At 50.6% G+C, this 12926-nt stretch carries 16 protein-coding genes; 9 read left to right on the top strand and 7 right to left on the bottom strand.

The window, feature by feature from the left end:
- On the bottom strand, nt 1–1012 hold a 1012-nt coding region (locus ABYW01_RS04910; RefSeq protein ID WP_372831388.1), incomplete at its 3' end, for a DUF3549 family protein.
- A 267-nt stretch (nt 1013–1279) separates the two neighbouring features.
- On the opposite strand from ABYW01_RS04910, the gene ABYW01_RS04905 reads away from it, so the two are divergent.
- The 4 genes from ABYW01_RS04905 to ABYW01_RS04890 are packed head-to-tail and all read left to right on the top strand — an operon-like array spanning nt 1280 to nt 3558.
- Complete coding sequence (locus ABYW01_RS04905; protein ID WP_372831389.1) at nt 1280–1981, top strand: DUF1538 family protein; 702 nt, start codon at nt 1280–1282, stop codon at nt 1979–1981.
- On the top strand, nt 1981–2778 hold the full coding sequence (locus ABYW01_RS04900) for a DUF1538 domain-containing protein (RefSeq protein WP_193952949.1): 798 nt from the start codon (nt 1981–1983) through the stop codon (nt 2776–2778). The genes ABYW01_RS04905 and ABYW01_RS04900 overlap by 1 nt, the downstream gene beginning before the upstream one ends.
- 34 nt (nt 2779–2812) lie before the next feature.
- The gene (locus tag ABYW01_RS04895) at nt 2813–3163 is read left to right on the top strand and encodes a P-II family nitrogen regulator (RefSeq protein ID WP_372831387.1); all 351 of its coding nucleotides are present in this window, start codon (nt 2813–2815) and stop codon (nt 3161–3163) included.
- Nucleotides 3160–3558, top strand: coding sequence for a CBS domain-containing protein (locus ABYW01_RS04890; protein WP_372831386.1), 399 nt, complete (start codon nt 3160–3162; stop codon nt 3556–3558). Before ABYW01_RS04895 ends, ABYW01_RS04890 begins: the two co-directional genes overlap by 4 nt.
- A gap of 93 nt (nt 3559–3651) precedes the next feature.
- On the opposite strand, the gene ABYW01_RS04885 is transcribed toward ABYW01_RS04890, so the two are convergent.
- On the bottom strand, nt 3652–3978 hold the full coding sequence (locus ABYW01_RS04885) for a YqcC family protein (RefSeq protein WP_193952952.1): 327 nt from the start codon (nt 3976–3978) through the stop codon (nt 3652–3654).
- Nucleotides 3978–5330 carry a class II 3-deoxy-7-phosphoheptulonate synthase gene (locus ABYW01_RS04880; RefSeq protein ID WP_372831385.1) on the bottom strand — a complete coding sequence of 451 codons (1353 nt, stop codon included), beginning with the start codon at nt 5328–5330 and terminating at the stop codon, nt 3978–3980. The genes ABYW01_RS04885 and ABYW01_RS04880 overlap by 1 nt, the downstream gene beginning before the upstream one ends.
- 127 nt (nt 5331–5457) lie before the next feature.
- Between ABYW01_RS04880 and ABYW01_RS04875 the strand changes: the two genes are divergently transcribed.
- Nucleotides 5458–5835, top strand: a complete 378-nt coding sequence (locus ABYW01_RS04875; RefSeq protein ID WP_193952954.1) for a carboxymuconolactone decarboxylase family protein — start codon at nt 5458–5460, stop codon at nt 5833–5835.
- A 122-nt stretch (nt 5836–5957) separates the two neighbouring features.
- On the opposite strand, the gene ABYW01_RS04870 is transcribed toward ABYW01_RS04875, so the two are convergent.
- From ABYW01_RS04870 to ABYW01_RS04860, 3 genes are all read right to left on the bottom strand, one after another.
- Nucleotides 5958–6872, bottom strand: a complete 915-nt coding sequence (locus ABYW01_RS04870) for a LysR family transcriptional regulator (RefSeq protein WP_193952955.1) — start codon at nt 6870–6872, stop codon at nt 5958–5960.
- Nucleotides 6873–6978: 106 nt separating this feature from the next.
- Entirely contained in the window at nt 6979–7899 is a 921-nt protein-coding gene (gene argF / locus ABYW01_RS04865) for an ornithine carbamoyltransferase (RefSeq protein WP_372831384.1), read from the bottom strand.
- 35 nt (nt 7900–7934) lie between these two features.
- Nucleotides 7935–9137, bottom strand: coding sequence for an aspartate aminotransferase family protein (locus ABYW01_RS04860; protein ID WP_193952957.1), 1203 nt, complete (start codon nt 9135–9137; stop codon nt 7935–7937).
- Between the two features lie 268 nt (nt 9138–9405).
- Between ABYW01_RS04860 and grxD the strand changes: the two genes are divergently transcribed.
- Together grxD and ABYW01_RS04850 are read left to right on the top strand one after the other, a co-directional pair.
- Nucleotides 9406–9744 carry a Grx4 family monothiol glutaredoxin gene (gene grxD / locus ABYW01_RS04855; RefSeq protein ID WP_193952958.1) on the top strand — a complete coding sequence of 113 codons (339 nt, stop codon included), beginning with the start codon at nt 9406–9408 and terminating at the stop codon, nt 9742–9744.
- A gap of 90 nt (nt 9745–9834) precedes the next feature.
- Entirely contained in the window at nt 9835–10437 is a 603-nt protein-coding gene (locus ABYW01_RS04850) for a peroxiredoxin (RefSeq protein ID WP_372831383.1), read from the top strand.
- Nucleotides 10438–10515: 78 nt separating this feature from the next.
- On the opposite strand, the gene rnt is transcribed toward ABYW01_RS04850, so the two are convergent.
- Nucleotides 10516–11157: a ribonuclease T gene (gene rnt / locus ABYW01_RS04845; RefSeq protein ID WP_193953004.1), complete on the bottom strand. Its 642-nt coding sequence runs from the start codon at nt 11155–11157 to the stop codon at nt 10516–10518.
- A 167-nt stretch (nt 11158–11324) separates the two neighbouring features.
- Between rnt and ABYW01_RS04840 the strand changes: the two genes are divergently transcribed.
- Complete coding sequence (locus tag ABYW01_RS04840; RefSeq protein WP_193952960.1) at nt 11325–12179, top strand: OmpA family protein; 855 nt, start codon at nt 11325–11327, stop codon at nt 12177–12179.
- A 117-nt stretch (nt 12180–12296) separates the two neighbouring features.
- Nucleotides 12297–12926: argininosuccinate synthase (locus ABYW01_RS04835; protein WP_372831382.1), on the top strand; the 630-nt coding region annotated here is incomplete at its 3' end.

Below are 12926 nucleotides of genomic sequence, written 5' to 3'. Positions count from 1 at the left end.
AGAGCTTTTCACTACGATCCGGGTTACGGAATACGTGAAGGATCAAGGCGCGCAGGTCGGGCATAAACATCAGGTCTGCCAGAATGCGTGAGAACCCAACCTGACCGGATTTACCTGCGGCCAACGCTTCAAGGTAGGGCTTGAGCAGTTCTGGAAACCGCAGGCTGATGCTGCAGCGGGTTGCGATTGCGGCTAGTACTTCGGCTTCCTGCGCATGTGCTGTTGCTAAAACCGCCAGCAACAAGTCGCGCTTGGCTTCTTCGTTGTGGGCGTTGGAGATGCCTCGAATCTGGGCTGCCACGTGATTCGCAGTGGTCGCCTCGTCCTGCAGGCTGGTGAGCATCCGTTTGCTCAGAGCGGCAAACAGTTTGTGATCGGGCTCGATATTTTCCAGACAGGTACAGAGCACTTCATACGGCTCTGGTGGCAGCTGCGCGATCGCAGAAGCCATGATTTCACTGTTACGCCCTTTTTCATGACGGATCACCAGATCGGCAATGCCCTGATAGCCGAGTGCCTGCCACTGGTCAAATCCCATCTGTCCGGCAAAGTATTGCTGTGAGTATTCGTAATACTGGGATGCGGGCTGTCCAATCGCCAAGGTTGCGTGGGCGTGGAAGATAGCCATCTTTTCCTGTTCTGGTTTGAAGGAAAACGGATTGTCCTGCAACGCATCTTTCTTCGCACTGTCGCTATCGCCTGACATCATGTTGCTGATGTTCTGGAAGAGACGGTTCATGAAGTCATCACGTGCAGCCTGAACCAGGTAGCCCTGTTCATCCAGTGGCAGTTTTAGGAACCAGACCACATTCTGATCCTTAAGCTTCGGGTTCCACATCAACAGTGCGATCCATGCATGATGCATAAAGGGCGCTGGATAAGGGACCTGTGCCTGTTCCACTTTGTTAAAGGTTTCGGCTGAAATTTTGCTGACCCGGCGCCCCATATCAAAGATACGCAGCTGGGTATCGGATTGGCGCAAAAACTCAACAAGGGATGGAATGTCGGACATGATCGGATCTCGGTAAAGATTTCTTAAACGCGGCCGATTTTACCAGTCGTGCGGCGCAAGCGACAGCGCTACCTTGGCAGGACAGGCAACCGTCCAGAGGTCTCGTATTGTAACGGTTTGCGGCGCGTTAAAAATTAGCATCTTTTTGTGCACATTTTTTGCAACAAAAGTGTAAACCAGATAACCTAACCTTAGGTTTTAAAAGGTTATATTTAATAGGGAGTTAAAGGGCTCTTGAACAGCTCTCTTCTAGCATTAGGACGCTCGATGATTGGTAGTCTGCGAGACTTGGCACCGATCATTCTAGTCATTGGTTTCTTTCAGGTTTTCGTTTTACAGCAAAGCGTTCCCGACCTCGTCGGATTGATCGTTGGTTTGCTGTGTGTGGTCGCCGGCCTGACTTTTTTCATCTACGGACTTGAGATGGGGTTGTTCCCCATCGGTGAATCCATGGCCAACGCCTTTGCGCGTAAAGGCAGTGTCTTCTGGCTGCTGCTCTTCGCGTTTTGCTTGGGGTTCGGCACAACGGTGGCTGAACCGGCGCTCATAGCGGTCGCTGACGAAGCGGCCACGGTGGCATCGGTGGGCGGGATGATTGTCGATTCGGACGAATCCCGCAGCAGTTATGCGAACGGTTTGCGCTTCACTGTTGCATTTTCCGTTGGTCTGGCGATTGTTCTGGGTGTGTTGCGAATCCTCAAGGGCTGGTCGATTCAGTATATGATTATCGCCGGTTATATCATGGTGGTGATTATGACGATGTTTGCACCGCGTGAGATTATTGGTATTGCTTACGACTCCGGCGGTGTAACCACATCAACGATTACCGTGCCTCTGGTAACGGCATTGGGGGTGGGTTTGGCATCGTCTATTGAGGGACGTAATCCAATGATCGATGGTTTTGGATTAATTGCCTTTGCATCGCTGACTCCCATGATATTTGTCATGGCTTACGGGATGGTGATCTGATGGAATTCATTCTGCAACTGATCGATATTACGCTCACCACCATCAAGGATGTAATTCCGATTGCAGCGATTATTTTCGGCTTCCAGCTGTTTGTAATCCGTCGCCCGATACCGAATTTGAAACGTGTATTAATCGGTTTTGCCTATGTGATTTTTGGTCTGGCTTTGTTCCTGCTTGGTTTGGATAAGGCGCTGTTTCCCATTGGTCGTCTGATGGCCGAGCAGCTGACAAATCCTGACTTCATTAGTCAGTGGAGTGACTCTGTACCGGGACAATTGCACTGGAAAGATTACTATTGGGTCTTCCTGTTTGCCTTCTTGATTGGTGCGAGTACAACCATTGCTGAGCCGTCTTTGATCGCTGTTGCGATCAAAGCAAACGAAGTGTCCGGTGGCGCTATTGGTGTCTGGGGATTACGTATTGCGGTAGCACTGGGTGTTGCCGTTGGGATCTCGCTGGGAACCTGGCGAATTGTCACTGGTTATCCGATTCACTGGTTCATTATTTCAGGCTATATCGTGGTGGTTATCCAGACGATATGGGCGCCGAAGATGATTGTGCCACTGGCCTATGACTCGGGCGGTGTAACCACTTCGACGGTCACCGTACCGCTTGTTGCGGCCCTGGGGTTGGGGCTGGCGGAAACAGTGCCGGGACGTAGTGCACTGATCGATGGGTTTGGTTTGATTGCTTTTGCAAGTCTGTTCCCGATGATCACGGTGATGGGCTATGCACAAATTACTGAATGGTCGGCGAAACGTAGCAGTAAAAAAGAACGTGAAACTGCTGAAGTCTGATCAGTACCTTGTTACGTAAAAACGGAGAATTGCCGTGCATTTCAAACTGTTAGTGGTATTTGTAGAAGATACCAAAACAGATCAGGTCATGAAGGCTGCACGAGAGGCTGGAGCCACTGGTGCAACCGTAATCACCAATGCTCGTGGTGAAGGCGTGAAAAAAACCAAAACGTTTTTTGGTTTGTCATTGGAAACTCAACGTGATGTCCTGCTGTTTATCACCGAAGAGCACCTCAGTCGGAAAATTCTGGAAACGATTGCTGAGGTTGCTGGATTTGATGAAGCGCCAGGGCGTGGTATTGCGATTCAGTTAGATGTCGAGGATGCGGTAGGTGTTGCCCACCAGATCCAGACACTGACCAACGTGGTAGAGGAAGAGATATGAGCGGCAAAAAAGAGGTCGTACGCGTTAAGGATGTAATGACTCAGGACTATGCGATGGTTGACGGTCTGGTGACGATTAAAGAGGCACTGGATCTGTTCAAGCAGAAGTCCGTTTCTGTTCTGCTAATCAACAAACGTCATGAAGACGATGAATACGGTATTCTTTTGTTGTCTGATATTGCAAAAGAAGTGGTCGCTAAGGATCGTTCACCGGAGCGGGTGAATGTCTATGAAGTGATGGCGAAGCCAGTGTTATCTGTCGAGGCGCGTATGGATGTACGCTACTGTGCCCGGATGTTTGATAACTTTGGCTTAGCATCTGCACCTGTGATCGACAACGGTCAGGTGATGGGTGTCGTGGGTTACAACGATATTGTGCTGAAAGGATTACTCTAAGCTTTTCTGCTCATAAAAAAGCGGACCTTCACCTGTTTATAAAGTGAAGTCCGCTTTTCTCATCCATCACTGTAGCAGCATCTGCTCAGTATCTTAATGACGTACGTTTAATGCATCGTCCAGCGCTTTGATCAGCTCAAGCAGCTGATCTGTCTTCGCCTCAATCCGCTTAAAGGCTTCTTCTGCCATCGCATGCATATTGCTGTTCTGTGGTAGGGATATATTCTGTTCAATCATTGTTTGCAGACGCGGAAGCATTAACCACTGTACCCACTCTGTAAACATCAGTGTATCCACACAAAACGGCTGCTGGCTGCTCAGGGCTTCAGCTGAGGGCGATGTTTCGGCCCACAGCTGCTGCGATTGCATTTCAGACTGAATCGAGCTCAGAAGGGCGCCGACGCGTGCGTTCCGATCCATTACTTACCCCGTGCTTCCTTCAGCGTGTCAGCAATCAGGAACGCAAGTTCCAGTGCCTGCTCGCCGTTCAAGCGTGGGTCGCAGTGAGTGTGATAACGATCCGCAAGGCCTTCTTCAGTGATCTGGTACGCGCCGCCAATGCACTCGGTAACGTTCTGTCCGGTCATCTCAAAGTGTACGCCACCGGCATAGGTGCCTTCTGCGCGATGTACCTGGAAGAAACCTTTCATCTCTTTCAGGATGGAATCGACGCTACGGGTTTTGTAGCCGGAGGAGGCCTTAATAGTGTTGCCGTGCATCGGATCTGAGCTCCAGACCACATTGCGTCCTTCCTCTTTAACAGCACGGACCAGAGGCGGCAGCATGGTTTCGATGTTCTCTGCACCCATACGAGCGATCAGTGTCAGACGGCCAGGTGTGTTATCCGGGTTCAGGATATCGATCAGGCGGATCAGGTCCTCTCTGGAGGTACTTGGGCCGACTTTTACACCTACCGGGTTCTGTACACCGCGCAGGAACTCAACGTGAGCGTGATCCGTCTGGCGGGTGCGGTCGCCGATCCACAGCATATGAGCAGAGCAGTCGTACCACTGATTGGTGATGCTGTCCTGACGTGTCAGCGCCTCTTCATAACCCAGCAGAAGGGCTTCGTGAGAGGTGTACAGGCTGGTCTCATGGATCTGAGGGGTGGTACCTGCATTCAGGCCGCATGCTTCCATAAATGCCAGTGCCTGATCAATCTGACCGGCCAGATTTTGGTATTTTTCACCCAGTGGGCTCTTTTCAACGAAACCAAGGTTCCACTGGTGTACCTGATTCAGATCGGCAAAGCCGCCCTGAGCGAATGCGCGCAGCAGGTTCAGAGTGGAAGCAGACTGGTGGTAGGCCTGTAGAAGGCGCTCAGGGTCCGGTGCTCGGGAGCCCGCGGTGAAGTTGATGTCGTTGACAATATCGCCTCGGTAGCTTGGCAGTTCAATGCCGTTGCTTGTCTCCATACCTGAGGAGCGGGGTTTAGCAAACTGGCCCGCCATGCGGCCAATTTTTACCACCGGGCAGCTACCCGCAAACGTCAGTACCACTGCCATTTGCAGCATGACCTGAAACGTGTCACGAATCTTATTCGCATTAAACTCTGCAAAACTTTCCGCACAGTCGCCACCCTGAAGTAGAAAGGCGTTACCGTTTGCGACCTCTGCCAGTTGTGATTGCAGGGCGCGAATTTCACCGGCAAACACCAGAGGAGGCATTTCTGTCAGTGTCTGTTCGACCTGCTTGAGGGCAGCCTGATCCTGATAGTCCGGTTGCTGGACGATTGGATGGTTACGCCAGCTGTTCGGGGTCCAGTTTTGCATGTTGAGTCCTGAGAATTTCGTAAGTTAAGGGCGACAGTGTAAGGCAATGCATTAAAGAAACAAGAGGACGATTTTCCTGTTTGTCATTTTACGTTAGGGTAAATGCAAATTTTTAGGAGGTTATGACATGGCAATTGAAGATCGCGAGAACGGACTGGCAGTACGCACCGAGGTAATGGGTGAGGAATTCGTACAAAAAGCCATCGATAACACCACTGAATTTACAGCACCCTTGCAGGATTGGATTAACGAAAATGCCTGGGGTTCAACCTGGCAGCGTGAAACTCTGCCACGCAATACGCGTAGTTTGGTGACTATCGCGATGCTTGCAGCGCTGAAAGCACCGACAGAGATGAAAGGACATGTGCGTGGAGCGTTGCGTAATGGCTGTACGCCGGAAGAGATTCAGGAGGTGTTGCTGCACTCTATTGTTTATTGTGGCGCGCCCGCTGCTCAGGAAGCATTCCGCGCCGCTAAAGAAGTGATTGAAAACTGGGAAGGTTAGCAGCGAAGTAGGTGTGACTTGGTAAACAATGCTTTGCTGAATTGAATATTGGCAGGCAAAGCGGGTCGCTCAGATCACCGATGCCAAGCCATCCCCGCAAAACAACATCCTTGTTAATCTGATCAGGCTGATTTGATGCCGGTCAGATTGCGGAAAGAGACTTCCTTGGCGGTGTTGAGGAAGTCCACCATAAAGTCTGCATTTTTCTGGTCTTCTCTAATCGCAGCGTATAGGGTGCACCAGACGCCTTTCTCGCCCAGTGAGCGCGCGGCGATATATTCCCTTTGCAGGTATTCATGCAGCGCCCAGTTAGGCAGGGCGGCGACACCACGGCCACTGGCCACCAGTTGTAACATCATCACCGTAAGTTCTGCCGTGCGAATGCTGCTCGGCTCGACGCCGGCTGGATCCAGAAAGTGGTTAAATATATCTAAGCGACTCGGTTCGACCGGATAGGTAATCAGAACTTCCTGCTCCAGATCAGTTGGGTGGATATGTTTTCGGGCCATTAAGCGGTGCTGTTTACTGATTGCCAATACTGATTCGTACGTAAACAATGGCACGTAGGTAATGCCGTTGCGCGGTTCGGGGTCAGCGGTAATGACCAGATCCAGATCACCACGTGCTAGCGCGGGTAAAGGCTGAAAACTAAAGCCACTGGATAGATCCAGTTCGACTTCAGGCCAGTGCTGGCGGAAATGGTCAATCGTAGGCATCAGCCAGTCAAAGCAGCTGTGGCACTCAATACAGAGGTTCAGACGTCCTGCTTCCCCGCCTGCTAATCGGGCGATATCCCGCTCAGCACTGCGAATCATGGGTAGCATCTCGTCCGCCAGAGAGAGCAGTCGTTGCCCGGCACTGGTAAAGCAGATCGGTTTTGTTTTGCGGATGAACAGCGAGCAATCCAACCGGTCTTCGAGGTCCTTTATCTGATGAGAGAGCGCTGATTGTGTCAGGTGAACACGCTCGGCGGCTTCAACCAGACTGCCCGCATCACGGAGGGCAGACAGTGTTTTCAGATGACGAAGTTCGATCATTACTTGCTCCCCTGTGACAGATGTATGTCGAAGTATAGTTGCTCTGTAGGGAATAGAGGTGAATCGGGCTGGATTCAATCGTTCCAGCCCGATTGTCGGTGCGGAATTACGCTTTTTCCGGGGTGCCGACCAGCAAAAACTCCAGCAGTGCTTTTTGAGCATGCAGTCTGTTTTCTGCCTCGTCGAAGACAACAGAGCGAGGATCATCCATCATCTCTGCGCTGACTTCTTCGCCGCGATGAGCCGGTAGGCAGTGCATGAAAATGGCGTCTTTGTGTGCCAGGTCCATCAGTTCAGTGGTGACCTGATAACCCGCAAACGCTTCTTCGCGCTCTTTCTGTTCTTCTTCCTGACCCATGGATGCCCAGACATCGGTGACAACCAGATGGCTGTCTTTCATCGCTTCTTCCAGTGTGCGGAAGATGGAGATGCGGTCTTTGTTCTCTTCCAGCAGCTCGGTCATCGGTTCGAAACCTTCCGGGCAAGCAATGTTCAGATGGAAGTCGAACTGGCGGGCTGCATTAATGTAGGAGTTGCACATGTTGTTGCCATCGCCCACCCAGGTAACAGTCTTACCCTGAATGCTGCCGCGGTGCTCACGATATGTCTGCATGTCAGCCAGTAGCTGGCATGGGTGATATTCGTTAGTCAGTGCGTTGATCACGGGCACAGAAGAGTTTTCTGCAAACTCCTCTACGATCTCGTGTCCATGGGTACGAATCATCACCACATCGACCATACTGGAGATGACGCGGGCGCTATCGGAGATTGGCTCGCCACGTCCCAGCTGTGTATCACGTGAGGATAAAAACATTGCATGGCCACCAAACTGTGCCATACCTGCTTCAAAAGAGACGCGGGTACGGGTTGATGATTTTTCAAAAATCATCGACATCACACGGTTTTTCAGTGGCTCATACACTTCGCCATCGCGAAGGATACGTTTCAGTTCAATTGCTCTGTTGATAACAGAGTCAAGCTCCGCAGGAGACAGGTCCCGCAGAGTCAAAAAATGTCTTATTTTCATTATGGGTTTCTCGCTGCGTCTGACGAGACCGCGTGTTAAACACGCGGCTTGGCACGATCGTCAGCAGAGTAGATCTTGATCAGTTTTGAAATGGTATTAACCAGAAGGTCTGCTTCAGTGTCTGACATGATCAGTGGAGGCAGCATACGAACAATCTTGCCACCGCCGGTCACGTTCAGAAGAACACCCTTTACCTTGGATAGAACGGCCAGCTCTGTACCCGCTTCGCTCAGTTCAATCGCGATCATCAGGCCTGCACCACGTACTTCTTTTACGTAGTCTGCGCCAGCAAGTTGTTCGCGGAAGCCTTGTACGATGCGGTCGCCCAGTTCTTTAGCGCGCTCTGCCAGTCCTTCATTAGTGATTGTATCAACAACTGCCAGCGCAGCTGCGCAAGCCAGTGGGTTACCACCGAAGGTTGAACCGTGATTTCCAGGTGCAAGGATAGTTGCAGCCTTACCGCTTGCCAGACATGCACCGATAGGTACGCCGTTGCCCAAGCCTTTTGCGGTAGTGACTACGTCGGGTACGATGTTGTTTTGCTGGAACGCAAAGTATGTCCCCGTACGGCCGTTACCCGTCTGGACTTCGTCCAGCATCAGCAGCCAGTCCTGTTCGTCACAGATATCACGCAGCTGATTCAGGTAATCGTCTGCCGGGATAGCGACACCGGATTCGCCCTGAATGGGTTCAACCAGAATTGCGACAACGTTCGGGTTGTTCGCTGCAATCGTGCGGACAGCTTCAACATCGTTGTAAGGCGCACGAACAAAACCTGCAACCAGTGGCTCGAAACCAGCCTGAGCAGAACGGTTGCCGGTTGCACTGAGTGTTGCCATTGTCCGGCCATGAAACGAGTTATCCATGACGATAATGGTTGGCAGATCAATGCCTTTCTCGTGACCGTATCGGCGTGCAATCTTGATGGCGGCTTCGTTTGCTTCAGCACCGGAGTTGCCAAAGAATACGTTGTCCATACCTGCAATGCGCGTCAGGCGTTCAGCCAGCTGCTCCTGCAGGGGAATAGAATAGAGGTTGGAAGTGTGCATCAGGCGGGCAGCTTGCTCGCTGATTGCGTGGGTAACCGCTGGGTGTGCGTGACCCAGACCGGTAACTGCGATGCCGCTCAGGGCGTCCAGATACTTGTTTCCATCCGTGTCATACAACCACGCGCCTTCACCGCGTTCAAAAGCAACTGAAAGCCGGTTGTAGGTTTTCATTACTGGCTCAAATGCCATAATCCTCTCCATACAACGCAAAAAGGCAGCTAAGAGCTGCCAATAAAAAGCAGATTCTATTGTGTGTCTAGCCTATTTTCAACCGTTGATTCTCGTATGTCAGAGATAATGAAAATCAATTTTTGGCTATTGATAAGTTTATTCTATCGTTCTGATTGAGAAATCTAAATATACATTAACAGAGTGATATGGTCGGATATGTGATAATATTTCTGCACGAGAAGGCAGCTGTCCATTGTCTTCAAAGTGTTAGCTGAAAGGTGCATGAATGAGCGTTATTGATACCATTAAAGAGCAGATCGAAAGCAACGACATCCTGCTGTACATGAAAGGTACACCACGTTTCCCGCAGTGCGGTTTCTCTTCCCGCGCGTCTGAAGCGGTGATGGGCTGTGGTGAGCGTTTTGCGTTTGTAAATATTCTGGAAAATCCGGAAATTCGCGCAGAGCTGCCTAAGTACGCAAACTGGCCAACCTTCCCGCAGTTGTGGGTTAAGGGTGAATTGGTAGGTGGATGTGACATCATCTGCGAAATGGGAGAATCCGGCGAACTGGCAGAACTGATCAAAGAAGCGGCTGCCGCTTCTGGTGACGCTGAAGCCGAATAAAAAAGATCCGGATGAGAGGCTTGCAGATGCAAGTCTCTTTTCTATTATGGATACTCTAAAACGAAATATACCCACTAACGGAGACATGCAATGGGCGTACTCGTAGGTAAACAGGCACCAGACTTTACAGCACCAGCAGTACTGGGTAACGGTGAAATTGTTGATGCTTTCACTCTGTCTGAAGCAGCAAAAGGCAAGAAAGCGGTTGTATTCTTCTACCCGCTGGACTTCACTTTTGTTTGTCCTTCTGAACTGCTGGCTTTCGATCATCGTATCGAAGAGTTCAAAAAGCGTAACGTAGAAGTGATCGGTGTTTCTATCGATTCTCACTTCTCTCACAACGCTTGGCGTAACACGCCAGTAAACGAAGGCGGTATCGGTGCTGTTAACTACACACTGGTTGCAGATATGACTCATAGCATCTGCCAGTCTTACGATGTTGAATCCGAAGGCGGCGTTGCTTTCCGTGGTTCTTTCCTGATCGATGAAGACGGTCTGGTGCGTCACCAGGTTGTTAACGATCTGCCGCTGGGCCGTAACGTTGACGAAATGCTGCGTATGGTTGATGCGTTGGCATTCCACCAGGAGCACGGTGAAGTTTGCCCGGCTGGTTGGAACCAGGGTGATAAAGGTATGGTTGCTTCCCCTGAAGGTGTTGCATCTTACCTGACTGAAGAAGCTGATAATCTGTAATTCAGTTTCAGATAGTCCATAAAAAAACCCGCCATGTGCGGGTTTTTTTATGTCTGCCTATTTGTTGCAGGGCGGGGATCAGATGGTGAACTCGTCACCGTAATCCTGTGCCGCCAATACCATGTCCCAGCCGCCAAGGTCTTTCCAGCGATTCACAATGGAGCAGAACAGTTCAGCAGTTTTTAGTGTGTCGTACAGTGCTGAGTGAGCTTTTTTGCCATCAAACTCAATGTCAGCAACTTCGCAGGCTTTTGCCAACACGGTCTGGCCGTAGGCCAACCCGGATAGCGTGGCGGTATCAAAGCTTGAAAACGGATGGAAAGGGTTGCGCTTGATATCATTTCGTTCCGTTGCCGCGTTCACAAACCCCTGATCAAATGCAGAGTTGTGTCCGACCAGAATTGCGCGTTTACAATCGTGCGATTTGATCGATTTACGAATAGGGCGGAAAATGTTTTCTAATGCTTCCTGTTCGCTGATGGCACCACGGTCGGGATCGAATGGATCGATGCCCGTGAAATCCAATGCTGCACGTTCAAGGTTGGCACCTTCAAACGGCTCTACATGGGCTTCGTAGTACTTATCGACCATCAGGTAACCGTTTTCATCCATGGTCAAAGTGGCTGCTGCAATCTCCAGCAGAGCATCGGTATTGGCGTTAAAACCGGCGGTTTCAACATCAACTACAACCGGAAGAAAACCGCGAAAACGGCTTGCCATTGGGTGTTTGTACGAATCTTGACGGCTCAAAGGATTCCCTTACTTTCTGAATTGCTCACATATTGCCCGCCATTCTACCAGCGATGTAATTTGATAGCTAAAGGTGTTGTTGTCAGAGCCGAAAGAGATAATATAACAACAGATTTCCGAATGTTGCAGGTGTTGTCGTGTACTTAAAACTGGTTCCCATACTTTTGCTTTGGCTGGTCAGCACGCTTGTGCAGGCAGTGAGCTATCGGGCAACCATTGAAGAGTCCAACTGGGAGCTGGAGTCCTCCATCTTCGTCTGTCGTTTGTCTCATGTGATTCCTTCCTTTGGCAATGCGGTGTTTGAGCACGAAGCGGGTGAAAATGTTCACTTTCTGCTTGATCCGACTGAAAAAGGTCATTTTGCCAAAGGTGCGATGCTGGTATCTGAAGCCCCACCATGGCGGCCGGGTCTGATGACTCAGGCGATTGGCCCTGTAAAGGCGGTTAAGCAGGGGCAGTTGGATGTGAAAACAGGTTATGCCAAATCGATGCTGGCAGCCTTGCATAAGGGTTTGATGCCTACGTTTACCACTGAAACCTGGTACGGCACCCCGGAATACCTGCGTGTCTCGGTTTCTGCGGTCAATTTCCGTAACGCATACACTGACTATGTAGGCTGTGTGGCGAAGTTGCTGCCGGTTAACTACCGTCAGGTGGCGCGAACGGCTGTACTGTTTCCGCCGGGAGAGTGGAGACTGTCTGATTCGACGCGTGAGCGTCTGGACCTGATCATCCTTTATATAAAGAACGATAACAGCGTTCAGTCGGTGTATGTGGATGGGCACAGTGATGCCGCAGGTCGTCGTCTGGCTAACCGGGATTTGTCGAAAAAACGTGCTGAAGTCGTAAGTGAATACTTCGTCAAGCAAGGGCTTGAGGAGGGGATGGTCACCACCCGTTATCACGGTGAGCGATATCCTGTCGTACCCAATAACAACAAAGCAAATCGTGCGCGGAACCGACGTGTCACCATTCGTCTGGAAAAAGAGTAAAACTCGCGATATATGGTCTGCCATACGGTAGGCTTTTTCTGCTATAATCCCGCCCCTGTTTCTTTTTGAACCCGGTCGCGTCCTGCGGCCGATGTTTGCACAAGTTGGAGCTTGAGAATGTCCGAAATTAAGAAGGTTGTTCTAGCCTATTCCGGTGGTCTGGACACTTCCGTAATCGTCCGCTGGTTGCAGGATGAATACAACGCTGAGGTAGTCACCTTTACTGCCGACCTGGGTCAGGGTGAAGAAGTTGAACCTGCACGTGCCAAAGCCGAAGCGCTGGGCGTAAAAGAGATCTACATTGAAGATCTGCGTGAAGAGTTTGTGCGTGATTTCGTATTCCCAATGTTCCGTGCAAATACCATCTATGAAGGTGAGTACCTGTTGGGTACGTCTATTGCACGTCCATTGATCGCTAAGCGTCTGATTGAGATTGCTAACGAAACAGGTGCTGATGCAATTTCTCACGGTGCGACGGGTAAGGGTAATGACCAGGTTCGTTTCGAGCTGGGCGCATACGCGCTGAAGCCGGGCGTTCATGTCATCGCACCGTGGCGTGAGTGGGATCTGACATCCCGTGAAACCCTGATGAAGTATTGTGAAGAGCACAATATTCCGGTTGATTTCGCTGGGAACAAGAAGAAGTCGCCATACTCGATGGATGCTAACCTGCTGCACATCTCTTATGAGGGTGACATTCTGGAAGATCCATGGGCAGAAGCTGAAGCTGATATGTGGCGCTGGTCT

Origin of the sequence: Pontibacterium sp. (assembly GCF_041587635.1) — a bacterium.
Classification (GTDB): Bacteria; Pseudomonadota; Gammaproteobacteria; order Pseudomonadales; family Balneatricaceae; genus Pontibacterium.
The sequence above is the reverse complement of the archived record's forward strand: the minus strand, read 5'-3'. Positions and strand labels throughout refer to the sequence as shown.

Coding starts and splice junctions, on each gene's coding strand:
- ABYW01_RS04880 (WP_372831385.1), bottom strand. CDS start 5,330: ATGCAAAACTGGACCCCGAACAGCTGGCGTAACCATCCAATCGTCCAG.
- ABYW01_RS04850 (WP_372831383.1), top strand. CDS start 9,835: ATGGGCGTACTCGTAGGTAAACAGGCACCAGACTTTACAGCACCAGCA.
- ABYW01_RS04885 (WP_193952952.1), bottom strand. CDS start 3,978: ATGGATCGGAACGCACGCGTCGGCGCCCTTCTGAGCTCGATTCAGTCT.
- ABYW01_RS04875 (WP_193952954.1), top strand. CDS start 5,458: ATGGCAATTGAAGATCGCGAGAACGGACTGGCAGTACGCACCGAGGTA.
- ABYW01_RS04870 (WP_193952955.1), bottom strand. CDS start 6,872: ATGATCGAACTTCGTCATCTGAAAACACTGTCTGCCCTCCGTGATGCG.
- ABYW01_RS04860 (WP_193952957.1), bottom strand. CDS start 9,137: ATGGCATTTGAGCCAGTAATGAAAACCTACAACCGGCTTTCAGTTGCT.
- ABYW01_RS04890 (WP_372831386.1), top strand. CDS start 3,160: ATGAGCGGCAAAAAAGAGGTCGTACGCGTTAAGGATGTAATGACTCAG.
- ABYW01_RS04905 (WP_372831389.1), top strand. CDS start 1,280: ATGATTGGTAGTCTGCGAGACTTGGCACCGATCATTCTAGTCATTGGT.
- grxD (WP_193952958.1), top strand. CDS start 9,406: ATGAGCGTTATTGATACCATTAAAGAGCAGATCGAAAGCAACGACATC.
- rnt (WP_193953004.1), bottom strand. CDS start 11,157: ATGGCAAGCCGTTTTCGCGGTTTTCTTCCGGTTGTAGTTGATGTTGAA.
- argF (WP_372831384.1), bottom strand. CDS start 7,899: ATGAAAATAAGACATTTTTTGACTCTGCGGGACCTGTCTCCTGCGGAG.
- ABYW01_RS04900 (WP_193952949.1), top strand. CDS start 1,981: ATGGAATTCATTCTGCAACTGATCGATATTACGCTCACCACCATCAAG.